At 67.0% G+C, this 25,368-nt stretch carries 29 protein-coding genes and 1 pseudogene; 16 read left to right on the top strand and 14 right to left on the bottom strand.

All coding sequences use genetic code 11. The features are described 5' to 3' along the window. Positions 1-3 precede the first annotated feature (3 nt). From WDM86_20150 to ubiA, 4 genes are read right to left on the bottom strand one after another with little or no spacing between them, the layout of a single operon-like run. Entirely contained in the window at positions 4-648 is a 645-nt protein-coding gene (locus WDM86_20150; protein ID MEI9992335.1) for a methyltransferase, read from the bottom strand. Positions 649-677: 29 nt separating this feature from the next. After that, complete coding sequence (locus tag WDM86_20145) at positions 678-1,295, bottom strand: 2OG-Fe(II) oxygenase (GenBank protein MEI9992334.1); 618 nt, start codon at positions 1,293-1,295, stop codon at positions 678-680. A 13-nt stretch (positions 1,296-1,308) separates the two neighbouring features. Then, positions 1,309-2,265, bottom strand: a complete 957-nt coding sequence (locus tag WDM86_20140; GenBank protein ID MEI9992333.1) for a fatty acid desaturase family protein — start codon at positions 2,263-2,265, stop codon at positions 1,309-1,311. 16 nt (positions 2,266-2,281) lie between these two features. Next, on the bottom strand, positions 2,282-3,241 hold the full coding sequence (gene ubiA / locus WDM86_20135) for a 4-hydroxybenzoate octaprenyltransferase (protein MEI9992332.1): 960 nt from the start codon (positions 3,239-3,241) through the stop codon (positions 2,282-2,284). Between the two features lie 63 nt (positions 3,242-3,304). Here ubiA and WDM86_20130 point away from each other — a divergent pair, with 63 nt between their 5' ends. Then, complete coding sequence (locus tag WDM86_20130; protein MEI9992331.1) at positions 3,305-4,051, top strand: 16S rRNA (uracil(1498)-N(3))-methyltransferase; 747 nt, start codon at positions 3,305-3,307, stop codon at positions 4,049-4,051. 210 nt (positions 4,052-4,261) lie between these two features. Here the strand turns inward: WDM86_20130 and WDM86_20125 are convergent, their stop codons facing one another. Further along, positions 4,262-4,843, bottom strand: coding sequence for a hypothetical protein (locus tag WDM86_20125; GenBank protein ID MEI9992330.1), 582 nt, complete (start codon positions 4,841-4,843; stop codon positions 4,262-4,264). Positions 4,844-5,040: 197 nt separating this feature from the next. Between WDM86_20125 and WDM86_20120 the strand changes: the two genes are divergently transcribed. Then, positions 5,041-6,405 (top strand): glutamate--cysteine ligase, encoded by a 1,365-nt coding sequence (locus WDM86_20120; GenBank protein MEI9992329.1) that lies wholly within the window; start codon positions 5,041-5,043, stop codon positions 6,403-6,405. Between the two features lie 34 nt (positions 6,406-6,439). Then, positions 6,440-6,874 (top strand): DUF1330 domain-containing protein, encoded by a 435-nt coding sequence (locus WDM86_20115; protein MEI9992328.1) that lies wholly within the window; start codon positions 6,440-6,442, stop codon positions 6,872-6,874. Positions 6,875-6,878: 4 nt separating this feature from the next. Here the strand turns inward: WDM86_20115 and WDM86_20110 are convergent, their stop codons facing one another. The 8 genes from WDM86_20110 to tldD all read right to left on the bottom strand — a co-directional run bounded on the left by WDM86_20110 (position 6,879) and on the right by tldD (position 12,056). After that, entirely contained in the window at positions 6,879-7,070 is a 192-nt protein-coding gene (locus WDM86_20110) for a hypothetical protein (GenBank protein MEI9992327.1), read from the bottom strand. 21 nt (positions 7,071-7,091) lie between these two features. Then, positions 7,092-8,132, bottom strand: coding sequence for an aldo/keto reductase (locus WDM86_20105; protein MEI9992326.1), 1,041 nt, complete (start codon positions 8,130-8,132; stop codon positions 7,092-7,094). A gap of 5 nt (positions 8,133-8,137) precedes the next feature. Continuing rightward, positions 8,138-9,004 carry a pirin family protein gene (locus WDM86_20100; GenBank protein ID MEI9992325.1) on the bottom strand — a complete coding sequence of 289 codons (867 nt, stop codon included), beginning with the start codon at positions 9,002-9,004 and terminating at the stop codon, positions 8,138-8,140. 14 nt (positions 9,005-9,018) lie between these two features. Further along, positions 9,019-9,582, bottom strand: a complete 564-nt coding sequence (locus WDM86_20095) for a nucleotidyltransferase family protein (protein MEI9992324.1) — start codon at positions 9,580-9,582, stop codon at positions 9,019-9,021. Between the two features lie 6 nt (positions 9,583-9,588). Beyond that, on the bottom strand, positions 9,589-9,903 hold the full coding sequence (locus WDM86_20090; protein ID MEI9992323.1) for a CcdB family protein: 315 nt from the start codon (positions 9,901-9,903) through the stop codon (positions 9,589-9,591). Then, the gene (locus WDM86_20085) at positions 9,887-10,111 is read right to left on the bottom strand and encodes a type II toxin-antitoxin system CcdA family antitoxin (GenBank protein ID MEI9992322.1); all 225 of its coding nucleotides are present in this window, start codon (positions 10,109-10,111) and stop codon (positions 9,887-9,889) included. Before WDM86_20085 ends, WDM86_20090 begins: the two co-directional genes overlap by 17 nt. A 142-nt stretch (positions 10,112-10,253) precedes the next feature. Next, positions 10,254-10,592, bottom strand: coding sequence for a DUF952 domain-containing protein (locus tag WDM86_20080; GenBank protein ID MEI9992321.1), 339 nt, complete (start codon positions 10,590-10,592; stop codon positions 10,254-10,256). Positions 10,593-10,628: 36 nt separating this feature from the next. Further along, on the bottom strand, positions 10,629-12,056 hold the full coding sequence (gene tldD / locus WDM86_20075) for a metalloprotease TldD (protein ID MEI9992320.1): 1,428 nt from the start codon (positions 12,054-12,056) through the stop codon (positions 10,629-10,631). 219 nt (positions 12,057-12,275) lie between these two features. On the opposite strand from tldD, the gene coxB reads away from it, so the two are divergent. The 13 genes and pseudogenes from coxB to WDM86_20010 all read left to right on the top strand — a co-directional run bounded on the left by coxB (position 12,276) and on the right by WDM86_20010 (position 24,404). Further along, positions 12,276-13,112 carry a cytochrome c oxidase subunit II gene (gene coxB / locus WDM86_20070; protein MEI9992319.1) on the top strand — a complete coding sequence of 279 codons (837 nt, stop codon included), beginning with the start codon at positions 12,276-12,278 and terminating at the stop codon, positions 13,110-13,112. A gap of 15 nt (positions 13,113-13,127) precedes the next feature. Further along, on the top strand, positions 13,128-14,732 hold the full coding sequence (ctaD, locus tag WDM86_20065) for a cytochrome c oxidase subunit I (protein MEI9992318.1): 1,605 nt from the start codon (positions 13,128-13,130) through the stop codon (positions 14,730-14,732). A gap of 91 nt (positions 14,733-14,823) precedes the next feature. Next, positions 14,824-15,747, top strand: coding sequence for a heme o synthase (locus tag WDM86_20060; GenBank protein ID MEI9992317.1), 924 nt, complete (start codon positions 14,824-14,826; stop codon positions 15,745-15,747). Then, positions 15,738-15,866 (top strand): hypothetical protein, encoded by a 129-nt coding sequence (locus WDM86_20055; protein ID MEI9992316.1) that lies wholly within the window; start codon positions 15,738-15,740, stop codon positions 15,864-15,866. The genes WDM86_20060 and WDM86_20055 overlap by 10 nt, the downstream gene beginning before the upstream one ends. A gap of 15 nt (positions 15,867-15,881) precedes the next feature. Beyond that, a complete protein-coding gene (locus WDM86_20050; protein ID MEI9992315.1) occupies positions 15,882-16,853 on the top strand; it encodes a cytochrome c oxidase subunit 3 in 972 nt (323 codons plus the stop codon). Positions 16,854-16,857: 4 nt separating this feature from the next. Then, a complete protein-coding gene (locus WDM86_20045) occupies positions 16,858-17,217 on the top strand; it encodes a DUF983 domain-containing protein (GenBank protein ID MEI9992314.1) in 360 nt (119 codons plus the stop codon). Positions 17,218-17,365: 148 nt separating this feature from the next. Then, positions 17,366-18,085 (top strand): SURF1 family protein, encoded by a 720-nt coding sequence (locus WDM86_20040; GenBank protein ID MEI9992313.1) that lies wholly within the window; start codon positions 17,366-17,368, stop codon positions 18,083-18,085. Further along, positions 18,082-19,488, top strand: a complete 1,407-nt coding sequence (thrC, locus tag WDM86_20035; GenBank protein ID MEI9992312.1) for a threonine synthase — start codon at positions 18,082-18,084, stop codon at positions 19,486-19,488. Before WDM86_20040 ends, thrC begins: the two co-directional genes overlap by 4 nt. Next, complete coding sequence (locus tag WDM86_20030) at positions 19,485-20,072, top strand: insulinase family protein (protein MEI9992311.1); 588 nt, start codon at positions 19,485-19,487, stop codon at positions 20,070-20,072. The genes thrC and WDM86_20030 overlap by 4 nt, the downstream gene beginning before the upstream one ends. Beyond that, positions 20,038-20,961: a pitrilysin family protein gene (locus tag WDM86_20025; protein ID MEI9992310.1), complete on the top strand. Its 924-nt coding sequence runs from the start codon at positions 20,038-20,040 to the stop codon at positions 20,959-20,961. Before WDM86_20030 ends, WDM86_20025 begins: the two co-directional genes overlap by 35 nt. Next, a complete protein-coding gene (locus WDM86_20020; GenBank protein ID MEI9992309.1) occupies positions 20,871-21,380 on the top strand; it encodes a GNAT family N-acetyltransferase in 510 nt (169 codons plus the stop codon). Before WDM86_20025 ends, WDM86_20020 begins: the two co-directional genes overlap by 91 nt. A gap of 157 nt (positions 21,381-21,537) precedes the next feature. After that, positions 21,538-23,790 (top strand): annotated as a pseudogene (locus tag WDM86_20015) (diguanylate cyclase). A gap of 41 nt (positions 23,791-23,831) precedes the next feature. Beyond that, complete coding sequence (locus tag WDM86_20010; GenBank protein MEI9992308.1) at positions 23,832-24,404, top strand: EAL domain-containing protein; 573 nt, start codon at positions 23,832-23,834, stop codon at positions 24,402-24,404. A 211-nt stretch (positions 24,405-24,615) separates the two neighbouring features. Here the strand turns inward: WDM86_20010 and WDM86_20005 are convergent, their stop codons facing one another. Next, entirely contained in the window at positions 24,616-25,209 is a 594-nt protein-coding gene (locus WDM86_20005) for a YqgE/AlgH family protein (GenBank protein MEI9992307.1), read from the bottom strand. Positions 25,210-25,368: the final 159 nt, after the last annotated feature.

Genomic DNA, 25,368 nt, shown 5'->3' with positions numbered 1-25,368 from the left:
CGCTCAGGCGAGCAGCCGGTAGACGCTGGTCTCGCGGATTTCGCGGTCTTCGAGGTCGCGCGTCGTCTGCACGCGATAGGTCGCCAGCTTCTCGACGCCGCCCTTGGGAAAATAGCTGCGCCCTGGATCGCCCAACAGCACGCTCGCGCCATGCGCCGCGCGGTCGGTCAGCCAGGCCAGCAGCCGCTCCGCCAGCGGCCGCTCGTAACACATGTCGCCGACCAGGATGATGCGCCAATTGCCGTCGGAGTCGATCAAATCGCTGGTCGTGGCGCCCAGGATGGCGCTGTTGGCGATGGCGTTGAGCTTGATCGCGGCATAGGCGAAGGGATCGACGTCCGCCGCCATGATGCGCTCCGCGCCGGCCTTCGCCGCGGCGATGGCGACGAGGCCCGAGCCCGACCCGAAATCGAGCACGTCCATGCCGCGCACGACCTTGGGATGATCGAGCACATAGCGCGCCAGCGCCTGGCCGCCCGCCCAGGCGAACGCCCAATAGGGCGGCGGCACGCCCTGCGCCTGCAACTCCTCTTCCGTCAACCGCCACAGCGGCACGACCTCGGTCGCGAGGTGCAGCTTGATCTCCGGCACCAGCGGGGGCGCCATCAGCACGGTGTTGGCGCGGATGAAGTCTTTGGGATCTGTCACGCCTGTTCCTATCGCGTTTGGCCCAAGGATCAAACCGGTGGCCGCGCGACCGGCTCGGACAGGAACCAGCCGCCAAACACGGTGCGTGGGCCGCCCGCCGTCACCGGCGTGACGCGGTGCATCAGCGTCTTGTCGATGGCGAAGATGAGGGCGGCGAAGGGCTGCACATGCGCGTGCGCGAAGAACGGCGCGTCGGCGCCGCGCCGCTTCATCTCGAACCGGCCGCCTTCATAGGGCTCGCTCCCGAGATTGACCGTCACCGCCAGCATCCGCGTGTGGCCAGGCACCAGGTCGTTGTGCCAATCCAGATGCTGGCCGCCGCCGGCCTCGAAGCGCGCCGTCGCGCCGCCCACCGCGGCCAGCGGCGCGGTCGCGGTGATCGTCTCGACCCAGCGGCGCAGCTCCGGCCGGCCGAGCAGCCAGCATAGCAGCGGTCCGGTGCGCGGCGGCGCCTCGCGCAGCCGGCTTCCGGGGACATGGATGTCGTCCGGCACGAAGGTGCTGCCGGCCAGCGACTGCGCGAGCACCGCCTGGGCATCGGGCGCGAACAGGTCGGGCAGTTCGAGCACGCGATGCTCGGCGAATTGCGCCATGGCCCGCGCGTCGGCCGCGGCGTCGTTTCCGACGCCGGCCCCGTGTCCCGTCATGGAAAGATGCACGTCAGGCCGCCAGCACGGCGGGCGCGTCCGGCTTGCTGGTCGCCATCTTCAGCACGGCGAGGTAGCCGGGCTGGATTTCCATCTTCGGTCCCAGCCCCTTGGCCAGCAGCAGCGCGTGCAGCTTGGGCAGGTTGTAGCAGGGGACATAGAACAGCAGGTGATGATCGACGTGATAGTTCACCCAATAGGGCGCCACCAGCGCGCGGACGAACCAGTTGGCATAGGTCGTGCGGGCATTGCGGAACACGTCGTTGTTGTCGGGCACCACCGCGTGCTCGGCGATGTTGCGCACCCGCGTGATCGCCATCTGCCAGGTGAGATTGGGCAGCACCCAGAACATCAGGAAATAATGCGGCTTGCCGAACGCCGTCATCAGCGCCAAGAGAATGCACTGCATGAGATATTGCCGCCCGATCCGCTTCCAGAAGAATTTCGCGCGCGCCGCGAAGGGCTGGTCCGGCGCGCCGAGCGAGCGCAGGAACTGCGCCTTGCGCTGCTTGAATCCGGTCTGACCGGTCAGGTCGCGGATCATCTTGCGGCGAAAGCTGGTCGGCGTGATCGGGAATTTCGCCGACAGGCCGAGATCGGGATCGTCCTTCTGCTGGGTGCGGCGGTGATGCATCAGGTGATAGTGGCGATAGGGAACGAGGTCGCCCATCGTCGGATAGGCGCAGAGCCAGTCGCCGACCCATTCGTTCAGCCAATGCGTCTTCATCAAGACGCCGTGCGCCGCGTCGTGCATCAGGATGGCGAGGCCGAGCTGGCGGCTGCCGATCACGATCACCGCGAACAGGAAGGTCAGCGGATTGGGCATAAGCGCATAGACCGCCATCGCCGCGCCGATCACGACCCAGGCATGGATCACGCACAGCATGCCGGTGACATCGGAGCGTGCCCGCACGCTCGTCATTTCTTCGGGCGTGAAGACGGAGGTCGGATCGAAGCGCTGCACGTTCATGGCGACAACTATACGCTCACCAAATCCAGCTCGAAAGCACGAAGGCCGCCGCGATGATTGCCCCTGCGTCACGATTGGCGCGGAACAGCGTCAGGCAGCGCGCCGGATCGTCGATCTTCAACGTGTGGAACTGCCAGAGCAAATGCCCGCCGGCGGCGAGCATGACGAAGGCGAAGGGCCAGCCGGCATGCTCGGCGAATCCGGCGGCGAGGATCAGCGCGAAGGCCGCGGCGTAGAATCCCAGCACCCACTCCCGCGCCCGGGCGCCGAACAGGAGCGCGGTCGATTTCACGCCGATCAGCGCATCGTCTTCCTTGTCCTGCAGCGCATAGATCGTGTCGTAGCCCAGCGTCCAGAAGAAGAGGCCGGCATAGAGCATCGCGTCCGCCGCATCGATCGTCCCGGTCTGCGCCGCGAAGCCGAGCAGGGCGCCCCAGTTGAAGGTCAGCCCCAGCCAGGCCTGCGGCCACCAGGTGATCCGTTTCATAAAGGGATAGACGGCAACCAGCAGCAGCGACGCCGCGCCGATCTCGATCGCGAAGAGATTGAGCTGGACGAGGATCGCGAGCCCCGCCGCCAATTGCGCAGCCAGGAACAGCCAGGCCTGCCGCACCGTCACCGCGCCGGAGGGAATCGGCCGCGCCCGCGTCCGCGCCACCTTGGCGTCGATGTCGCGGTCGACGATGTCGTTATAGGTGCAGCCCGCCCCGCGCATCACCAGCGCCCCCACGCCGAACAGCACCAGCAGATAGAGGTCGTGCCACGACGCGAAAGGCCGTTCGCTGGCGATGGCGCCGAGCACCAGCCCGAACGCGCAGGGCCAGAACAGCAGCCAGCCCGGATGCGGCCGGTCCAGCCGCATCAATTGCAGGAACGGCCGCAGCCCGGCCGGCGCGCGATCGACCCAGCTCGCGGCAACGGCGTCGGCGGGTTTGAGGGTCTGTTGCTCGACAGTCATCACAAGCCATACTGTCATGGCCCGCGAATGCGGGCCACCCAGTTGACGCCCCGTTTCCAATTTCGGAACGCTGCTCCGAGCATGTCCGACGAACTCACTTATCCTGGCGGCAAGCTGCGTCTCTTTGTCGAGGCGCCGTTGGCGCAGGGCGCGCGGGTCGAGCCGGACGATTCGCAGGCGCATTACCTCCTGCACGTCATGCGGGCCAGGGCAGGAGATCGCGTCAGCCTGTTCAACGGAAGCGACGGCGAATGGCTGGCGCGCATCGCGGAGGTCTCCAAGCGCGCCTGCGCGCTGGACTGCGAGCGCCTTGTCGAACCGCAAACGGATGTCCCCGATCTCTGGCTCTGCTTCGCGCCGATCAAGAAGACGCCGGCCGACTATGTCGTGCAGAAGGCGACCGAGCTCGGCGTCCGCGTCCTGCAACCCGTCTTCACCCGCCGCACCATCGTCGCCCGCGTCAACCTCGAACGCATGCATGCCAACGCGGTGGAAGCCGCCGAGCAATCCGGCCGGCTCTCCGTACCCGAAACGCGCGAACCGCTCGCCTTCGACAAGCTGCTCGGCGCCTGGCCGCAGGACCGGCGCCTGATCTTCTGCGACGAGGGCGGCGCGCCCCCGATGGCCGAGGCGTTGCGCGAGTTGTCCGACGGCCCCGCCGCGATCTTCACCGGCCCCGAAGGCGGCTTCGATCCCGCCGAGCGCGACGCGTTGCGCGCGCTGTCTTTCGTCACGCCCGTTTCTCTCGGCCCCCGCATCCTGCGCGCCGACACCGCCGCGCTGGCTGCGCTGGCGGTGTGGCAATCGGTGAAGGGTGATTGGCGATGATCTACCCTCCCGTTCACGGGAGGGTCGAAAAATTCCGAGCGCAGCGAAGAATTTTTCGGGGAGGGGACGGTCTCTCCGGTGGAGTGCCATCCGCGGCGCTGTCCCCTCCCCGAAAAAGTCGGTGCTGCGCGCCATCTTTTTCGACCCTCCCGTTCACGGGAGGGTTAAGTCTCGGCGCACCAGATCGCCCAAATCCACGCCGCCGCGAACCTAGGGAGACGCGGTGCTTGCCTTGGCCGCCGGCGCCATGCCCGCGAGCCGCCCGCTGCCGCTCCGGGCCAGAAAGGCCGTGTTGCGGCTCTTGAGATCGGCCATGAACTTCGCCGGATCGCGCACGAACGGGTCGTCGGCGCTGGTGGCAAGGCCGACCGCGGCCGCGACGTCCTTCACGAAGATCACGCAATTATGCGTGTCGAGATCGTAGGAAGGCTGCGGCGCGCTGCGCCAGCGCTCGACCACCGCCAGCACCGCCGCGTATTGCGTGTCCGTCAGCAGGAACGAGAAATAAGGCCGGTCCTTGGCGATGTAATCGTCGTCGACGGCCACGACCTCGCCATCGACCCGTCCGAACAGGATGGAGGGGCCCACCACCGGCGGCGTGAAGCCGAAATTCGTCCTCACCGGCGCGCCGCCCGCATCGGGCGCCCCGACCAGCGTGACATAGGCATGGGGGAACTCGACCCACATGCCCTTGCTGCCCAGTTGGTGGGCATAGAACGCGATGGTGACGGCGGCCTGGGCCGGCACGGCGAGCAGGACAAGGGCGATAACCGCCCAAAGCGTGGTTCTCAATCGCACGAATCCTCCCACCCGCCGGAAACGCCGCAGAAGATAGAACAGCCTAACGATTCCCCGCGAAATTTCGATAACGCCGCCCCTCGCTTGCACTTGTCCCAAGGCCTATCTAGATAGCGGATCGCTGAACGGCCAATTCAACATTCAACCAACGATGTGGGGGCATTGCATCCCCGCACAGGGGAAAGAGGCGCATGTCCATTCCACAATCCGCCGGCGGCCTGATCGAGTCGCGCGACGACCTCATCCGCCACCTGGCCGAGGGCTGCAAGCCGCGGTCGGAATGGCGCATCGGCACCGAGCACGAAAAGTTCGTCTATGACCTGAAGACCCACAAGCCGCTCGCCTATGAGAGCAAGCCCGGCATCCGCCAGCTTCTGGACGGCATGAAGCGCTTCGGCTGGGAGCCGGTCTTGGAGGGCGACAACATCATCGGGCTGATCCAGGACAAGGCCTCGCTGAGCCTGGAGCCCGGCGGCCAGTTCGAGCTTTCCGGCGCCCCCCTCAAGACCGTGCACGAGACCTGCGCCGAGACCAACCTGCATCTTGAACAGACCCGCGAAGTCGCGGACGAGATCGGCGCCGGCGTCATCGGCATCGGCTTCGCGCCGACCTGGTCGATGGACGAGACGCACATGATGCCCAAGGGCCGCTACCAGATCATGCGGCGCTATATGCCGAAGGTCGGCGGCTACGGGCTCGAAATGATGTTCCGCACCTGCACGGTGCAGGTGAATCTCGACTTCTCCTCCGAAGCCGACATGGTCAAGAAATTCCGCGTCGGCCTGGCGCTCCAGCCCGTCGCCAGCGCGCTTCTGGCGAACTCACCGTTCCGCGAGGGCCGGCCCAACGGCTTTCTGTCGTACCGCAGCCAGGTGTGGACCGATGTCGACAACGCCCGCGCCGGCATGCTGCCCTGGGTGTTCGACGACGGCATGTCGTTCGAGCGCTATGTCGATTACGCGCTCGACGTGCCGATGTACTTCGTCTACCGCGACGGCAAGTATATCGACGTCGCCGGCAAGAGCTTCCGCGATTTCCTCGCGCGCAAGATTCCCGAGGTGAAGGACGTCCAGCCGATGATGTCGGACTGGGCCGATCACCTGACCACGATCTTCCCCGAAGTGCGCCTCAAGAAATTCCTCGAAATGCGCGGCGCCGATGGCGGGCAGTGGCGGCGGATCTGCGGCATGCCGGCGCTGTGGGTCGGCCTCTATTACGACCAGGTCGCGCTCGACGCTGCCTGGGATCTCGTGAAGGACTGGACCGCGGAGGAGCGCCAGGCGATGCGCGATGCGGTACCGAAACAGGCCTTCAAGACGCCGTTCCGCAACACGACGGTCCACGCCATCGCGCACCGCATGCTGGAGATTTCCTCGGCCGGCCTGCGCCGCCGCGCCGAGCTCGACTCCGGCGGCATGAGCGAGGACGGCTTCCTCAACCCGCTGCGCGAGCTCGTCTCGCGCGGCCACACCCGCGCCGAGGAATTGCTGAAGAACTATTACGGTCCCTGGGCGCGCGATCTGACGCCGCTGTTCAAGGAGTACAATTTTCTTTGAGCGCCGGCCGTCATGGCCGGAAGGGAGACCCGAAATGACCGGTTCGATCGATCCGATGCGTGAGCAATTCGATCTCTTCAAATCGCTGCCGCGCGACGAGCCCATCCATATGCTCAATCTGGTCCGCCTGCGCGATGTCGCGGCCTATCCGGAAGGGCATCCCGATCGCGGCAGGGGCCTTAGCGGCCGCGACGCCTATCGCGCCTATGGCCGTACCACCGCCGCGATCTTCAAGCGCGTCGGCGGTCGCCAGGTGTGGGTCGGGCGGCCCGACGCCGTGGTCACGGGTCCCGCCGCCGAAACCTGGGACCTCGCATTCATCGCCGAATATCCGAGCGCCGGCGCCTTCCTCGAAATGGTCACCGATCCCGGCTACCGCGAGCATGTGAAGCACCGCCAGGCGGCGGTCCTCGACTCGCGGCTGATCCGCATGAAGCCGCTCGAGCCGGGCGAGGGCTTCGGCGAATAGCGGCTCAGATGCGGCGCGCGACGACCGCGAGCACGACACCCACCGCCGCCAGCACCGCGCCGCGCCACGCCCATTGCATGTGGTTGGCCATGAAGCCGATCGGCACCAGACCGGTGCCCTGGCAAATCCACCACACGCCGAGCACCAGCGACAGAACGCCGACGACCAGCACCAGCGTGCGCAAGAAACCTCTCATGTCACCCCTCCGTGTCGGCCGCTATTTCGCCTGCGGCATGCGCTCGGCGCCCTGGCGCGACATCATCCAGCCCGGATATTCCTGCGGCAGCGCGCTGACCTCGTCGAGCGTTTTCACCTCATCCGCGCTCAGCGTCAGCTTCGCGGCTTCCAGATTGTCCTCGAGCTGCTCCATCGTCTTGGCGCCGATGATCACGCTCATCACGAAGGACTTGGACAGCACATAGGCCAGCGCCACCCGCGCCACCGACGCGCCATGCGCCGCGCCGATCCCGCGCATCGCGTCGACGCAGGCCCAGGCGCGATCCCGGTTCACCGGCGGGAAGTCGAAGGCGACGCGGCGCGCCCCTTCCGGCCCGTTGCTGCCCGGCCCGAACTTGCCCGAGAGCAGCCCGCCGGCCAGCGGGCTCCACACCATCAATCCCATCTTCTGGTCTTCCAGCATCGGCACGATCTCGCGTTCGAGGTCGCGCCCGGCGATGGAGTAATAGGCCTGGAGCGTCTGGAACTTCGTAAAGCCGTGCTGCGCCGCCAGCCCATTGGCCTTCGCCACCCGCCAGGCCTGCCAGTTGGAGCAGCCGACATAGCGCACCATGCCCTGGCGCACGAGGTCGTCGAGCGCGCGCATCGTCTCCTCGACCGGCGTGACCGTATCGGTGGCGTGGATCTGGTAGAGGTCGATGTGATCGGTCTGCAGCCGTTCCAGGCTGCGCGCGACGGAGTCCAGGATATGGCCCCGCGAAGCGCCGATGTCGTTCGGCCCCGGCCCGACGCGGCCATAGCACTTGGTCGCCAGAACCACGTCGGAGCGCTTCACGCCGATGTCCTTGAGGGCTTGTCCGGTCAGCTTCTCCGAATTGCCCATCGAATAGACGTCGGCGGTGTCAAGGAAGTTCACGCCGGCCTCCAGGCTCTTGGAGACGAGCGCGGTGGCTTCCTTCTGGCCGACATCGCCGATCGCGGCCCAGATGCCGGCATTCTTGGCGTCGCCGGAGAAGGTCATCGTGCCGAGGCAGATTTCCGAAACGAACAGGCCGCTATGGCCGAGCGGGTTGTATTTCATGGGTGTCACCTTTGATCGGGGAGGGGGATGAATTCGATGTCGTCGCCGGGGATCTTGCCGAAGGCGCCGGAGGCCCAGTCCTGCTTGGCGCGCTCGATCCGCTCCTTCGAGCTGGAGACGAAATTCCACCAGACATGGCGCTGGCCGTCCAAGGGCGCGCCCCCCAGCAGCATGACGCGGGCGTCGCTGACGGCCTTGATCGCCGCGCGTTCGTCCTTGTCGAAGACGATCATGTCGCCGTCGCCATGGCTGGCGCCGCCGGCCTCGACCGTTCCGCCGACAACCATGGCGCCGCGCTCGTCATATTCGTCCGGCAGGGTGACGGTGGCGCCGGCCTTGATCTGGGCGTCGACGTAGAAGATCTCCATCGGCACGCGCACCGGCGCGGTCAGGCCATAGGCCTTGCCGGTCACCACGCGCAGCGTCGCGCCCTCCCGCTCGCGCACCGGCAGGTCGGCCTTGGCGATATGCTGGAAGCTCGGCCGGTCTTCCTCGTTCGCCGCCGGCAGTCCGACCCAACTCTGGATGCCGTGCATGCGATGGCCGGCGGCGCGGACCGCCGGCCCGGTCCGCTCGGAATGGGCGATGCCGCACCCCGCCGTCATCCAGTTCACGTCGCCGGGCAGGATTTCCTGGAAGCTTCCCAGCGTGTCGCGATGGACCTGCGAGCCGTCGAACAGATAGGTGATGGTGGCGAGGCCGATATGCGGATGCGGCCTGACGTCGAGCCCCTTGCCGGGCGGAAATTCGACCGGCCCGAAATAGTCGAAGAACACGAAGGGCCCGACGGTGTGCTGCCCGATTTGCGGCAGCACGCGCGCCACGCGGAAGCCGTCGCCGAGTTCGCGTGCCTTGCCTTTGATATCGCGCATGCCGGTCCCCGTATTCAGGCTGGCAGGATGGTAATCTCCGGCCACACGTCGCGCCAGCGCGCAGCCTTCTCTGCGTAACGGTCGGGATGGAAATTCGGCGCGCGGTTGGGGCGAATTGTCATAGTCTCGATATCCGCGAAGCCCCTGGGGGCATAGACCTCGAAAGCCTCGCCCGCCGGCCTGATCCCGACCATGGCGCAGTCGCACAGGAAGCGGTCGATCCCGTCCGTGGCGCGCGTCAAAGGCGGGTAGGGCGACCCGAACCTCTCCTGGTACCAGACGTGGACGCGGCCCTGGTTGCGCACCTCGACCGCGACGCCCAGGTCGGCGAACAGCGCACCGGCCCGCCTTATGACCGCGTCCTCCGCCGCCCAGGACGGATCGGGATCGAAATAGAAGATGTCGTAGTCCTTGATGCCATGGGTCGGCGGCCGGCCGGTGCGGACGTTCCAGACGGTCTGGAACAGCGCCCCCGACACCAGCCAGCAATCGGGCGCATGCAACGCCGGCAGGCGAGAGAGGATCGCGCGATTGACGGGATTGGCGAGGGCGGCGGCGACGAAAGCGTCGTTGTCCATGGCCGGTCAAATGCCGGTGAGCAGAACGTCGAGAGCGGCAACAATCCGGTCGCGCTCGCTCTCCAGATTGTCGACATGATCCCGCAAATGCCGGATTGGCAGCGTTATGATTTCAGTCGGCGAGAGGTAGAACGGCTTGCCCAATACCCTCAGGCTCGGATTGAGCCGCCGTTCCGGCCGGATTGCAGCCGCGACGACGAGCGGAACCACGACGCGCGTCGGCCTGTCCGCGAAAAGCCCATGCTGCACGACGAGAAGATAGGGTCTCTGTTCGCGCCCGCCGCGCAGCGGATTGCGGTAGACGTCAAACTGGCGGGTCATCTTCGAAATCGAGAAGTTCTTCGCCGAACACGCCGTTGCGCTCGATATAGGCGTTGTACGATTCGATGACGTCTTTGTTTTCTTCCTGCCAACGCCGAATGCGTTCGGGTTCAGTCAGCTTGCGCAACGCATCCTCCGTCGCCTTGGAGAGGTTGATCCCCATCTCCTTCGCGATCTTCAGGATATCGGCATCGACCGACACGTTCACCGCGCGCTTCGTGCCGGGTGCCGACGGCGGCCCGGCGGGCTTCTTGGACCGCGCCGGCGCGTCCTCGCGGCGAAAGCGCCGGGGCGGATCCTGGAGCTGTTTTCGAGCCATGCGCATAGCCTATGCGCATGGTCCTGCGCATTCAAGCAAGGCTGGGAAGGACGGCCGTTCCCTGCGCGTCCCGCCCGATGGGCCGCGCCCAGCGCACCGCCGACAGCGGCAGCGGCCCGAAAAGATGCGGAAAATCCTCGCCGCGCGACGGCGCGTGCTCCCATTTGAGGGCCGGCCCCAGCAAGGCGTCGTCGACCGCGACCAGCAGGATGTCGTTCACGCCCGCATAGTAGAGGCGCAGCGTCTCGGCGAGCTGCGGGCCGGTCGAAAAATGGATGAACCCGTCCGCCTTGTCATGCGCCGAGCCGTCGAACCGACCGGCGCGTTCCGCCTCGGCCCAATCGGCTGCCGTCGCGATCTTGAAGATCATCGGATCACGCCGTCCCGCGGCCGGAAGGCCGCCCGCTCACGATGCTGCCGTGCCGCCGACGGTCAGCCCGTCGAGCCGCAGCGTCGGCTGGCCGACGCCGACCGGCACGCTCTGGCCGTTCTTGCCGCAGGTGCCGACGCCCGAATCGAGCTTCATGTCGTTGCCGACCATCTTCACCCGGGTCAGCGCTTCGGGCCCGCTGCCGATCAGCGTCGCGCCCTTGATCGGCGCGCCGATCTTGCCGTTCTCGACCAGATAGGCCTCGGTGCAGGAGAACACGAATTTGCCGTTGGTGATGTCGACCTGGCCGCCGCCGAAATTGCGCGCATAGATCCCCTTCTTGACGCTGGCCAGGATCTCGCCCGGATCGGTCTTGCCGCCCAGCATGTAGGTGTTGGTCATGCGCGGCATGACCGGGCTGGCATGGGACTGCCGCCGGCCGTTGCCGGTCGGCGCCACGCCCATCAGCCGCGCGTTCTGCCGGTCCTGCATATAGCCCTTCAGGATGCCGTCCTCGATCAGCACGGTGCGCGAGGTCGGCGTGCCTTCGTCGTCGATCGACAGCGAGCCGCGCCGCCCCTCGATCGTGCCGTCATCGACCACCGTCACGCCCGGCGCCGCGACACGTTGGCCGAGCAGGCCGGCGAAGGCGCTCGTGCCTTTGCGGTTGAAGTCGCCTTCCAGTCCGTGGCCGATCGCCTCATGCAGCAGGATGCCGGGCCAGCCGGGACCGAGCACGACGGTCATCTCGCCGGCCGGCGCCGGGATCGATTCGAGGTTGACCAGCGCCTGGCGCAGCGCCTCGTCGACCGCCGCATGCCAGTAGTCCGCGGTCAGATAGGTCGAATAGTCGCCGCGCCCGCCGCCGCCGAAATGTCCCGATTCCTGTCGGCCGTCCTGTTCGGCCACCACCGACACGTCGATCCGCACCAGGGGACGGATGTCGCGATAGACCGAGCCGTCGGCCCGCAGGATCTCGACCTGCTGCCACTCGCCGGAGAGATGGCAGGACACCTGCCGCACCCGTCCGTCCTTGTCGCGCGCATAGGCATTCATGTCTTCCAGGAGCTTCACCTTGGTCTCGAACGCAGCGCTGCCGAGCGGGTCGATATCCGTATAAAGCTTCACATTGCTGCGCGCCGGCGCCAGCGCCACCGTGCCGCCATGGCCGCGGGCGACCGCCCGGACCGTGTCGGCGGCGCGCTGGATCGCCTCCTCCGACAGGTCGGTGGCATGGGCATAGCCGGTGGCTTCGCCGGCCACGGCGCGCAGGCCGAAGCCCTGGGTGGTGTCGAACGTCGCCGCCTTCAGCCGCCCGTCGTCGAAGGAGAATGATTCGCTCTGGCGGAATTCCAGGAACAGTTCGCCGTCGTCCGAGCCCTTCAGGGCCTCGCCGACGGTGCCGAGCACGCGGTCGCGGTCCATGCCGGTGCGGGAGAAGAACAGGTCTGTGGTGTCGCTCATGACGGGCTCCGAAACGCGTGTTTTCGCTGCTATATACATATAGGTGCTTTTGCCGCGGCTTGCCCATGGATCGGCGGATGCGGCCGAGCCCCCCTCCAAACCGACCCCGTGCCAGAAGGTCGCAATGACTTTAGGGGCTTAGCGCCTCTAAATCGCCGGCAAGAATCTGAAAGCGGGGGTTTCAGACGCCCCGCCGGCTTACTTTGTGAGGAATGCCTCATGTCCTTGAGAAAAACCGGCATCGGCGCTGGCATCGTGGCGGGTGCCATGGCCTGGGCGGGTTCCGCCCTGGCGCTGCCCTATAATTACGAGCTGGGCATGCAGCCGGCCGCCTCGCCGGTGATGGAGCGCATCGAAAGTTTCCACACCCTTCTGCTCTACATCATCGTAGCGATATGCATTTTCGTGCTGGCGCTCTTGATCTGGATCATCGTGCGCTACAATGCCCGCGCCAATCCGGTTCCGAGCAAGACCCACCACAACTCGCTGCTCGAGGTCGCCTGGACGATCATTCCGGTGATCATCCTGGTGATCATCGCGGTGCCGTCCTTCAAGCTGCTCTATTTCGAGGCGGAGATTCCCAAGCCCGATTTGACGATCCGGGTCATCGGCAAGCAGTGGTACTGGACCTACCAATACCCGGCCGCCAACCTGACCTTCGACTCCAATCCGCTGAACGACGATGCCGCCAAGAAGGCCGGCGAGCCGCGCCTGCTCGGCGTCGACAACATCGTGGTGGTGCCCGTGAACAAGGTCGTCGAGATCGTCACCACCGGTGCCGACGTCATCCATTCCTGGGCGGTGCCGCAATTCGGCGTGAAGATGGACGCCATCCCAGGGCGCATCAACCACACCTGGTTCCTCGCGACGCGGACCGGCACGTTCTACGGCGAATGCTCCGAGCTCTGCGGCCCCAACCACGACTTCATGCCGATCGAGGTCAAGGTCGTGTCGGACGCCGATTTCGCCGCCTGGCTCGCCGCCGCCAAGAAGAACACCAAGGTCTATTCGCCGATCGCCGACGCGGGTGAACCCACGCGCCTGGCCGCGCAATAACGCAGGACAAAGTCCATGGCTGATCTCGCCCACGCTGCCGACGACCACGCCCACGGCCATCCGACCGGCTGGCGCCGCTACGTCTATTCGACGAACCACAAGGACATCGGCTCGATGTACCTCATCTTCGCGATCGGCGCGGGGATCATCGGCGGCTTCCTGTCGATGATGATGCGCGCCGAGCTGATGGAGCCGGGCCTGCAGATCTTCAAGGATCCGCACACCTTCAACGTGTTCGTGACCGGCCACGGCCTCATCATGGTGTTCTTCATGATCATGCCGGCGATGATCGGCGGCTTCGGCAACTGGCTGGTGCCGCTCATGATCGGTGCGCCCGACATGGCGTTCCCGCGCATGAACAACATCTCGTTCTGGCTCCTGCCGTTCTCCTTCGCGCTCCTGGTGCTCAGCATGTTTGTCGAAGGCGACAGCGGCGGCACCGGCGTCGGCGGCGGCTGGACGCTCTATGCGCCGCTTTCGACCTATGGTTCGCCGGGGCCGGCGATGGATCTGGCGATCTTCTCGCTGCACATCGCGGGCGCCTCCTCGATCCTGGGCGCCATCAACTTCATCACCACGATCTTCAACATGCGCGCGCCCGGCATGACGCTGCACAAGATGCCGCTGTTCGTGTGGTCGATCCTGGTGACGGTGTTCCTGCTGCTGCTGTCGCTGCCGGTTCTCGCCGGCGCGATCACCATGCTGCTCACCGACCGCCATTTCGGCACCTCGTTCTTCAACCCGGCCGGCGGCGGCGATCCGGTGCTCTACCAGCACCTGTTCTGGTTCTTCGGCCATCCGGAAGTGTACATCCTGATCCTTCCCGGCTTCGGCATGGTCAGCCACATCATCTCGACCTTCTCCAAGAAGCCGATCTTCGGCTATCTCGGCATGGCCTATGCGATGGTGGCGATCGGCTTCATCGGTTTCCTGGTCTGGGCGCACCACATGTACACGGTGGGCCTCAGCGTCGACACCAAGGCCTATTTCGTCTTCGCCACCATGGTCATCGCGGTGCCGACCGGCATCAAGATCTTCTCCTGGATCGCCACGATGTGGGGCGGCAGCCTCGAGTTCAAAACCCCGATGCTGTGGGCGGTGGGCTTTGTGTTCCTCTTCACCGTCGGCGGCGTGACCGGGGTGGTGCTCGCCAATGCCGGCGTCGACGTCGTGCTGCAGGACACCTATTACGTGGTGGCGCATTTCCACTACGTGCTCAGCCTCGGCGCCGTGTTCACGATCTTCGCCGGCTTCTACTTCTGGTTCCCGAAGATGAGCGGCTACATGTACAACGAGTTCCTCGGCAAGCTGCACTTCTGGATCACCTTCGTCGGCGTGAACATCGCCTTCTTCCCGATGCACTTCCTGGGTCTGGCGGGCATGCCGCGCCGCTATGCGGACTACCCGGAGGCCTTCGCCGGCTGGAACTACGTCTCGTCGATCGGCGCCTTCATCGCCGGCCTCGGCGTGATCGTGTTCCTGATCATGCTGGTCGAGGCTTTCGTGCGGAAGCGGGTCGCCGGCGACAATCCGTGGGGCCCCTACGCGACCACGCTGGAATGGACGCTGTCCTCGCCGCCGCCCTTCCACCAGTTCAACGAACTGCCGAAGATCACGTGATGGCAAAGAATAACTTTCCTCCCCCGCTTGCGGGGGAGGTGCTGAGCGAAGCGGCGCGTAGCGACAGCGTATGCGCGAGGGGGCAGGGCGTATGGCTCTGACTTCAACATTCGAGACAGCACGTGTCGCTACCGTCGGCGACTACTTCGCGCTGCTCAAGCCGCGGGTGATGTCGCTCGTCATCTTCACCGGACTGGCCGGCCTCGTCGCGGCGCCGGGGCACATCGATCCGGTCACCGGCTTCGTCGCGCTGCTCTGCATCGCGGTGGCGGCCGGCGCCTCGGGCGCGCTCAACATGGCCTATGACGCCGACATCGACCGGGTGATGTCGCGCACCGCGACGCGGCCGATCCCGATGGGCCATATCGCGCGCGGCGAGGCGCTGGGTTTCGGCTGGACGCTCTCCGTCGCGTCCGTGACGCTGATGGGCCTGTTCGTGAACTTCGCGGCCTGCGCGCTCTTGGCGTTCACGATCTTCGTCTATGTCGGCGTCTACACGCTCTGGCTGAAGCGCCGCACGCCGCAGAACATCGTGATCGGCGGCCTCGCCGGCGCGCTGCCGCCGGCCATCGGCTGGGCCGCGGTGACCGGCGATCTGTCGCTCGCGCCGATCCTCCTGGTCGCGATCATCTTCCTATGGACCCCGCCGCATTTCTGGGCGCTGTCGCTGTGGCGTTCCGAGGATTACGCCCGCGCCGGCGTGCCGATGATGCCGGTGGTGCGCGGCAAGGCCTCCACCCGCCGCCAGATTCTCGCCTACACCGCGATCCTGATCCCGCTCGGCCTCCTGCCCGCCGCCATCGGCACCGCCGGCCCCGTCTATCTCGCCGCCGCCGCCGGCATCGGCGCCTGGTTCGCGGTCGAGGCGGTCGCCGTCTTCCTGGAGCGCGACGCGGTCAAGGAACCGGCCGCGCATCGGCTGTTCCGCGTTTCGCTGATCTACATGTTCGCGCTGTTCGCTTCGCTGATCGTCGAGCGCGTGGCGCATATCGCGGCCTTCGCGCCATGGCTGTGACGGCGGTGGACGAGAATGGCGACAAGGCCCGGCGGCGGCGTAACATCGCGCTCGCCTTGGCGCTGGGCGCGTTGGTTGTTTTGTTTTACGTCATGACGATGGTGCGGGTTCACCCGTAGGAGAGGGTTTCGAAAATGGCCGATTCAGAGGTCAAGCACGACTACCACCTGGTCGATCCCAGCCCGTGGCCGATCGTCGGCTCGATGTCCGCTTTCGTCATGCTGATCGGCGCCGTGTTCTGGATGAACAAGGACTATACCGGCTTCTTCGGCCTGCCGGTGAACGGCCAGCCCTGGATCTTCGCCATCGGCCTGTTCCTGGTGCTGTTCACCATGGCGGGCTGGTGGCGCGACGTGGTCGCGGAATCGGTCTATCGCCACCAGCATACGCCCATCGTGAAGCTGAATTTGCGCTACGGCATGCTGCTGTTCATCGCGTCGGAGGTGATGTTCTTCGTCGCCTGGTTCTGGGCCTATTTCAATTCGGCGATCTTCTTCAACGACGTGTCGATCGGCTCCTGGCCGCCCGCCGGCATCGTGACACTCGATCCCTGGCATTTCCCGATTCTCAACACGCTGATCCTCCTGACCTCGGGCACCACGGTGACCTGGGCGCACCACGCCATCCAGCACGGCGACCGCAAGGGCTCGATCCAGGGCCTGGTCATCACCGTCCTGCTCGGCGCCTCCTTCACCTGCGTGCAGGCCTATGAATACGCGCATGCGCCGTTCACCTTCGGCTTCAACCACGCCGCCCTGACGGCCTTCACCGATCCGGCGCATATCAACCTCGCGGCCTCGAACCTCAATCCGGTGATCGACCTGATCAATCCGGCCTCCAAGGCCTTGATCGCCGGCGGCGGCGACCTCGGCGCGATCTACGGCTCGACCTTCTTCATGGCGACGGGCTTCCACGGCTTGCACGTCATCATCGGCACGATCTTCCTGGCCGTGTGCCTGTTCCGCGCCATCGCCGGCCAGTTCACCCCGACCCGCCATTTCGGCTTCGAGGCGGCGGCCTGGTACTGGCACTTCGTCGACGTGGTGTGGCTGTTCCTGTTCGCCTGCATCTACGTCTGGGGCGCCGGGCCGGTCATTGCCGGCTGATGGCATGACCGCGCCCAGCACGCTGCAGGCAAGCCTGCTGGGCCGGTGTCCGCGCTGCGGGCAGGGCCGGCTGTTCGACGGCTATCTCAGCATCGCGCCGGCTTGCACGGTCTGCGGCCAGGACTTCAAGGCGTTCGACGTCGGCGACGGCGCGGCAGCCCTTGTCATCCTGGTGGTCGGCGCCATCGTCTGCGGTCTGGCGCTGTGGACCGAGTTCACCTTCCAGCCGCCGCTCTGGGTGCACGCGGTGCTCTGGGCGCCGGTGATCGCGGTCCTGACGATCGTCTTCCTGCGGCTCACCAAATCGACGCTCCTCGTCCTGCAGTACCGCCACAAGGCCGGCGAGGGGCGGCTGGAAGGGTGAGGGCGAACGTGCCAATCACCTCTCCCGCTTGCGGGAGAGGTCGAACGGCGCGAAGCGACGTTCGGGTGAGGGGATGTCCGCGCCAGACGGCCCCTCACCCGGAAATGCTTCGCATTTCCGACCTCTCCCGCAAGCGGGAGAGGTAAGAATGCGCTTCCGCCCGCTCCCCGGCATCACCATTGCCGTCGCGATCCTGCTCGCCCTCCTGATCGGTCTTGGCGTCTGGCAGCTTCAGCGGCTGCAATGGAAACTCGCGCTGATCGATCAGGTGAACAACAACCTCACGGCTCCCCCGCTGCCGCTGGACCGCATCCTCGCCCTGGGACCGAAGGCGGAATACCGCCGCGTCGCGCTCGCCGGGCGGTTCGACAATTCCAAGGAAGCCTACATCTTCGGCATCGGCGTCGAGGGCGCGCCGGTCTTCCACGTCGTCGTTCCGTTCCGGACCGACGACGGCCGCGAGCTCCTGGTGGATCGCGGGATCGTCCCGCGCGACCTGCGCGATCCCGCGACCCGTCCGCGCGGCATCGTCGCCGGCGAAACCAGGATCGTCGGCGTCTGGCGCGCGCCCGACACCGGCGGTGCCTTCACGCCGCCGCCCGATCTTGCGAACCGCGTCTGGTTCGACCGCGACGCCGCCGCCATCGCGCGGCGCCTCGGCGTCCGTCTCTCCGCGCCGGCGCTGATCGAGGCCGATGCGGCGCCCAACCCCGGCGGCTGGCCCCGGGGCGGCCAGACCGTCGTGACCTTCCGCAACGAGCACCTGCAATACGCCATCACCTGGTTCCTGATGGCGGCGGGACTCCTGGCGGTCTACATCGCCTATCATGTGTCTGTAGGCAGGCTGACATTCGGAAAGAAACCGTGAGCGACGCGCCGCATTACATCAGCACGCGGGGGCGCACTTCGCGCGCCCCCAGGGCGAGCTTCGCCGACGTGCTGCTGGCCGGCCTGGCGCCGGATGGCGGGCTCTATCTGCCGGAAGCGTGGCCGCGCCTCTCCGCCGCCGAGATCGACGGTCTGCGCCGCGGCAGCGACTATATCGCCGTCGCCACCGAAATACTCCACCGCTTCGCCGGCGGCTCGTTCAGCCGCGACGAGATCCACGCCGACGTGACGGCCGCCTATGCCGACTTCGACGATCCCGCCATCGTGCCGCTCAAGACGCTGGCGCCCGGCCTGCACCTGCTGGAGCTGTTCCACGGTCCAACGCTCGCCTTCAAGGATTTGGCGCTCCAGGTTCTTGGCCGTCTCTTCGCGCGGGCGCTCCAGCGGCGCGGGGGCAGGGCGACCGTCGTCGTCGCGACCTCCGGCGACACCGGCTCGGCGGCCATCGCGGCGCTCGGCGGCCTTCCCGACATCGACGTCTTCGTCCTGCATCCCTTGAACCGCGTCAGCGAGGTCCAGCGCCGGCAGATGACCACGGCGGCCCACGCCAACGTCCACAACATCGCGCTCGAAGGCACCTTCGACGACGCACAGAGTCTCGTGAAGGCGCTGTTCGCCGACACTGAGTTCGCGGACGCCGTCTCGCTCACCGCCGTCAACTCGATCAACTTCGTGCGCATCGCGGCGCAGGCCGTCTACTATTTCACCGCCTCGCGGATCGGCGAGGGCAGCGTCTTCGTCGTACCGACCGGCAATTTCGGCGACGTCTTCGCCGGCGAGGCGGCGATGCGCATGGGCCTTCCCATCGCCAAGCTGGTGATCGCCACCAACGCCAACGACATCCTCGCCCGCGCCCTGAACGACGGCGTCTATGCGCGCGGGTCCGTGCACGCCTCGCTCAGCCCCTCGATGGACATCCAGGTCGCCAGCAATTTCGAGCGCGCTTTGTTCGAAGCCTCGAACCGCGACGCCGCATGGTTGCGCGACGCGATGGCCGCTTTCGCGCGCGATGGCCGCCTCGTCATCCCGCCGCCGGTGCTGGAGGCCCTTCGCGCCCGCTATGCCGCCTTCGTCTGCGACGACGCGTTGACGCTCCAGACCATGGCGCGCGCCCAGCGCGATTTCGGCGAGATCGTCGATCCGCACACCGCCGTCGCCCTGGCCGCCGCGCTGCCCTGGTGGGACGCGAAGGAACGCAATGTCATCGTCCTCTCGACCGCCCACCCCGCCAAGTTCCCCGATGCCGTCGCCAAGGCGACCGGCGCCCCGCCGCCCGTGCCCGAGCGCCTGAAAGGCCTGTTCGACCGCCCCGAAAGCTTCGAAATATTGCCCAACGTCAAGGCCTTGGTTAGGGCTCATATCGAGTCTAAGCTGAGCCTATGAAACCTGAAATCACAAGACTTTCCAACGGCTTGACCGTTGTGACCGACCCCATGCCGCAGCTTCAGAGCGCGATGCTGGGCGTTTGGGTCGATGCCGGCAGCCGCAACGAGACCCGGCCGCTGATGGGCGTCAGCCACATGCTCGAGCATATGGCATTCAAGGGCACGGCCACGCGCAGCGCCCGCGACCTCGCCGAAGAGATCGAGGCGGTCGGCGGCTATCTCAACGCCTATACCAGCCGCGAGCAGACCGCGTTCCACGCCCGCGTGCTGAAGGCCGACGTGCCGCTCGGCATCGACCTGCTCGCCGACATCCTGATCAAACCCGACCTTCGAACAGGGCGAACTCGAACGCGAGCGCCATGTCGTCCTTCAGGAGATCGGCCAGGCCGCCGATACGCCCGACGACATCATCTTCGACCATCTGCAATCGGTGACCTATCCGGACCAGCCGATCGGCTGGCCGATCCTGGGCTCGGTCGAAACCGTCAGCGGCTTCACGCAGGAGCATCTGCGCACCTATTCGAATGCGAATTACCGCGCCGGTGGCATGACCTTCGTCGCATCCGGCGCCGTGAGCCATGACGAGATGGTGAAACTCGTCGCCGAGAAATTCGCCAATCTGCGTTCCGGCCCGACGCCGCCGCCGCTGCCCGCGCGCTATGCCGGCGGCGACATCCGCGTCGTGGAAGACCTCGAACAGGCCCATATCGCCTATGCGCTGCCCGGCGTGTCGGCGACGGACGCGGATTTCTACGTCGCGCAGGTCTATGTCACCGCGCTCGGCGGCGGCATGTCCTCGCGCCTGTTCCAGGAAGCACGGGAAAAGCGCGGCCTGTGCTACGCGATCTCCGCCTTCGCCCAGGCGTCGAAGGATTCCGGCACCATCGGCATCTACACCGGCACCGGCGAGACCGAGGCGGGCGAGATCTCCGCCGTCATCGCCGGCGAGATGGAGAACCTCGCCGCCACCGCGACCGAGGCCGAGGTCTCGCGCGCCAAGGCGCAGATGAAATCGAGCCTGTTGATGGGTCTCGAACGCCCCGGCCAGCGCGCCGAGCAGATCGCCGGCCAGATGTTCACGCATGGCCGCGTGCTCCCGATCGAGGAACTGACGGCCAGGCTCGACGCCGTCGACCGCCGCCGCGGTGCGCCGCTTCGGCGAGCGCGTGATGGCGGCGGCCGAGCCCGCCATCGCGGCCATCGGCCCGATCGGCAAGCTCGAAAGCCACGACGCCTTCGCGCGGCGCTTCGGTGTCGGCCACACGTTGCGAGCGGCGGAATGAACACCGGCCCCATGGGCGTTCATGCGGGGGCCTCACCTTTCCCGGCGGCCAGCAGCCGGTCATCAAGGCGGGCGCGGTCTATCTGCGCTATCCGCGCATGGCGGACTTTCCCGCCTGGGCGCGGCTGCGCGGCGAGAGCCGGGCGTTCCTCGAACCCTGGGAGCCCGTCTGGGCCAGCGACGAGCTGACCAAGGGCGCCTTTCGCCGCCGCATCAAGCGCTACCAGAAGGAGGCGCGGCTCGACGGCGCCTATGCCTTCTTCGTCTTCCGCTACGAGGACGACGCGCTGATGGGCGGCTGCACGCTGTCGAATGTGCGGCGCGGCGTGACGCAATGCTGCGCGCTCGGCTATTGGGTCGGCGAGCGCTTTGCGCGCCAGGGCTACATGTACGACGCGATCCGCGCTCTGGTGCCCTTCGTCTTCGGCACGCTCGGCCTGCATCGGATCGAGGCGGCGTGCCTGCCGTCCAACCAGCCGTCGCGCAACCTCCTGACCAAGGCCGGGTTCCGGCAGGAAGGCCTGGCGCTGCGCTATCTGCAGATCAACGGCGAATGGCGCGATCATCTCCTCTTCGCCCTCCTCGCCGACGAAGCGAAGCTCGCGTGAAACGCCCACGCCCCCGCTGTCATGGCCCGCGAATGCGGGCCACCCAGTTGAAACCTTGCTCGGTGCCGGTCGCACCGGTTCAGTTACAGTCCTTCGCCAATCGATTTTCTCCTCAACTGGGTGGCCCGCATTCGCGGGCCATGACAATAGATTGGCGATGAAACGATTCGCCTTCATCGCCGCCCTGTGGGCCGTGCTGGCGGCGGCCTTCGCGGCCGCCGCGCCGCAGCCGCCGTCGATCGACTTCGCCGGGCCCGAAGGCGTGGTCGAAGTTTCCGACGCGCTCGCGCCCTATCACGCGCCGACGGGCCACACCGAGCCGAACGGCACCGCCTGGTACATCTTCACCGCGACGAATTCCTCGATCCGCCCCGCCGCGCGCGTGCTCCAGGCGGCGCAGCCGCAGAGCGTCAGCTTCCGCCTCCTGCCGCGTTCGACCCGCCCCGCCATCCTGGCGGTCGCCAGTTCGGATTCGCTCGTCGACATCGGCCATCTGAGCGCCTATGGCCGGCGCGCCTTCCGCGTCATCGTCCCGCCCGCGACCTCGGTCGCCATCGCGGTGGAGATCGCCAACGCCGCCGAGCCGCCGGCGCTGCTCGCCTGGACCGAGCCGGCGCTGGCCGGCCACAACCGCCAGCTCGCGATCTTCACCACCGCGGTGTGGGCGGTGATCGCCGCCGCCGCGCTGCTGGTCGCCGGCCTGGCGGTGACGCTCGGCCACGCGCCGGCGCGCTGGGCCGCGATCGCGCTCCTTATGATTTTGCTGGAACGACTATCCGAGACCGGCCTGTTCGATGCCAGCCTCGCCACCGCGGTCGGCGGGCCCTACGGCCTGATGGCGATGATGGCGGGATTCTCGCTCGCCGCCGCCGCGATGCTCGCCGACGCCATCGTGCCGCTGCACGATCTATGGCCACGCCATGTCCGCCGGTTCCGCCTCGCTTTGGCCGGACTGTGCCTGATCGCGGTGCTCGCCTGGTTCGGCATCCCCGGCGCGGCGGTGCTCTCCGACACGCTCGTCGTCCTCGGCACGCCGGCGCTGGCCGCCTATCTGGTCTATCGCGGCAGGCTGGGGGCCCAGGCGGCGCGCGTCGCCGCCCCCAGCGCGCTGGTCTTCTCGCTTGTCGTGTTCGCCTCCGCCATCGCCACGATGAACAATGTCGGCGACTCCTGGGCGACCTCCGCCGCCGGCGGCTTCGCCGCTGCGGGCGCGCTCCTGCTCGCGCTGGCCGTCGCGGCGGGCGAGGGCATCGCCGTGTTGCCCTTCCAGTCGGTCGCCGCGCATCCCGAGGCCGAGCCGCTGCCGCCGCCCGAGGCGCCCGCCGCCGGCGGCTTCACCAGTACCGCGCTGCAGGCCATCGGCGCCTCGCACCAGGGCGTGTTCGACCTCGATTTCGACAGCGAGATCGTGAAGCTGAGCCGCGAGGCCGCCATCCTGATCGGCCTGCCGCAGGCGAGCGCCCGTGTCGCCCATGCCGACTGGCTGGACCGCATCCATCCCGACGACCGCGAGACCTATGCCCAGGCGCTCGACGATTACCGCAGCCATCCCGGCATCGCGTTCCGCGTCGAGTTCCGCGTGCGCAGCGAGAGCGGCCGCTATGCCTGGCTCGAACTGCGCGCCACGATGCAGGGCGAGCGCGGCCCGTCGGAGCGCTGCCTGGGCCTGATGGCCGATGTCACCACGCGCAAGGAGACCGAGGCCGATCTCCTGCGGCGCACGCTGCGCGATCCGCTGACCGGTCTGGGCAACCGCGTCGCGCTGATGGAGGAACTGGAACGGCTCGGCACCGGGCTTTCGGGCGCTACTTTCGCGCTGCTCGACATCGACCGCTTCAAGCAGATCCACGCCAGCCTGGGCGATGCCGGCGGCGACGAACTCCTGACCCAGGTCGCCGGCCGTGTCGCCGCGCGCTTTCAGGGCGTCGCCGAAGTGTTCCGCGTCGGCGGCGACGCCTTCGCGGTCCTGTTCCCGAACGCGGACGGCGAGCCGGCGTCGGTCGGCAACGAACTGCTTGAGGTCTGCGCCGCGCCCTACGGCCTCGACGGCCGCAACGTCTTCGCGCCGGCCAGCATCGGGGTGGCCCAGGGCCAGGGCGCGCGCGATCCGCTCGATCTGCTCAAGAACGGCGAGCTCGCTCTGCTGCAGGCCAAGCGCGCCGGCGGCACCTGCGTGCGGGTCTATTCCCATGACCTGGAAGAACTGGCGCCCGGCGATGCCGTGGCGCTGGAGACCGATCTGCGCCGCGCTCTCGAAGACAACCAGCTCGACCTCTACTACCAGCCCATCGTCCGGCTCGCCGACAACACCGTCGCGGGCTTCGAGGCCTTGCTGCGCTGGAACCATCCGACGCGCGGCCTGGTCTCGCCCGCCGATTTCATCGCCCATTCGGAGGAGACCGGCACCATCGTCGCCCTCGCCGCTTCGCGCTGGAGCGCGCCGCGCATGAGATGGCGCATTGGCAGCGCTTCTTCCCGCTCGATCCGCCGCTGTTCGTCAGCGTCAACGTCTCGCGCCGGCAATTGCGCGACGAGGATTTCGTGGTCTTCCTGGGCGCCCTGCTGCACAGCGGCACGATCGCGCCCGGCACGCTCAAGCTCGAAGTGACGGAGAGCACCGTCGCCGCCAACCAGGACGTGCGCGCCGCGCTGGAGCGCTGCCGCGCGCTCGGCGCCGGCATCTCGATCGACGATTTCGGCACCGGTGTGTCGAGCCTCAGCCAGCTCAAGACGCTGCCTTTCGACACCATCAAGATCGACCAGAGCTTCCTTGCCCGCCATGCCAGCGCCGACGCGGCGGCCGATGGCGAGACCATCCTCAAATCGATCATCGCGCTGGCGCAGAGCCTCAAGCGCCAGGTCGTGGTCGAGGGCGTGGAGACGGCGCGCGACGCGCAATGGCTGAAGGCGCTCGACTGCGAATTCGGCCAGGGGTTCTATTATTCGCAGGCCGCTGCCGTCGCCCAGGCGCTGCAATTCATCGCGCTCCACTTCGGCGGCCAGGCTCAAGACGCGGCGAGTTGATGGCTTTCTGAGATAAAAACCGTCATGGGCGGTTGCCCCGCCCATCCATCGCGCCCGCGTCTGCGGGCGCAAGAAATCTCACGCGGAGCCGCGGAGAACGCGGAGTTCAATTTGATCTCCGCGTTCTCCGCGGCTCCGCGTGAGTCATTGGCGCGCCGATGCGCGCCGGATGGATGGCCGGCTCGGAGGCCGGCCATGACGAGAGATGGGATTACGCCCGTCCCGCTTCCGACGACAGTCCCGACAATCCCGCGCCCAGCTTGCCGAAGGCGAGCCGCCATTTGTCGTTGGCGTCGGCGTCGAACACCAGGCCCGGATCGGCGTCGCAATGGATCCAGCCGTTGGCGACGATCTCGCTCTCGATCTGCCCCGGCCCCCAGCCGGCATAGCCCAGCGCCATCAGCCAGCGCTCCGGTCCGCGGCCGTCGGCGATGGCGCGCAGCATGTCCACGGTCGGGGTCAAAAGGATGTCCGGCGTCACGGTCAGCGTCGACGGCCGGTTGGTGGGCTCGGCGCTATGCAGGACATAGCCGTGATCGGTCTCGCACGGCCCGCCGAACAGCACCGGCTTGGACGACGTCGCGTCGGTCGTCTCGATGTCCATCTTCTGCATCAACTCGCGGAAGCCGAGCTGCGGGATCGGCTTGTTGACGATCAGCCCCATCGCCCCGGTGTCGGAGTGGGAAATCATCAGGATCACGCTCTGCTCGAAGCGCGGATCCGACATGCCGGGCATGGCAATGAGCAGCTTTCCATGCAGAAAGCCCTGTTTCTCCTGGGGTTGCTCGTGCAGCGCCGACGCCATGGGGAGAGGCTATCATCCTTGGGAAGGCTTTGCGACCCGCTTCGCGCTGGGCTAAAACCCGCATCCCGCCTTTCCAATCCCTCCAGGAGACACCCATGACCATCCATGTCGGCGACAAGGTTCCTTCCGCAACCCTGATGGAGATGCAGGACGGCGGCC

The organism is Rhizomicrobium sp., assembly GCA_037200045.1.
Taxonomy (GTDB): Bacteria; Pseudomonadota; Alphaproteobacteria; order Micropepsales; family Micropepsaceae; genus Rhizomicrobium.
Note: the sequence above shows the minus strand (reverse complement) of the source record. Positions and strands in the feature narration are given on the sequence as shown.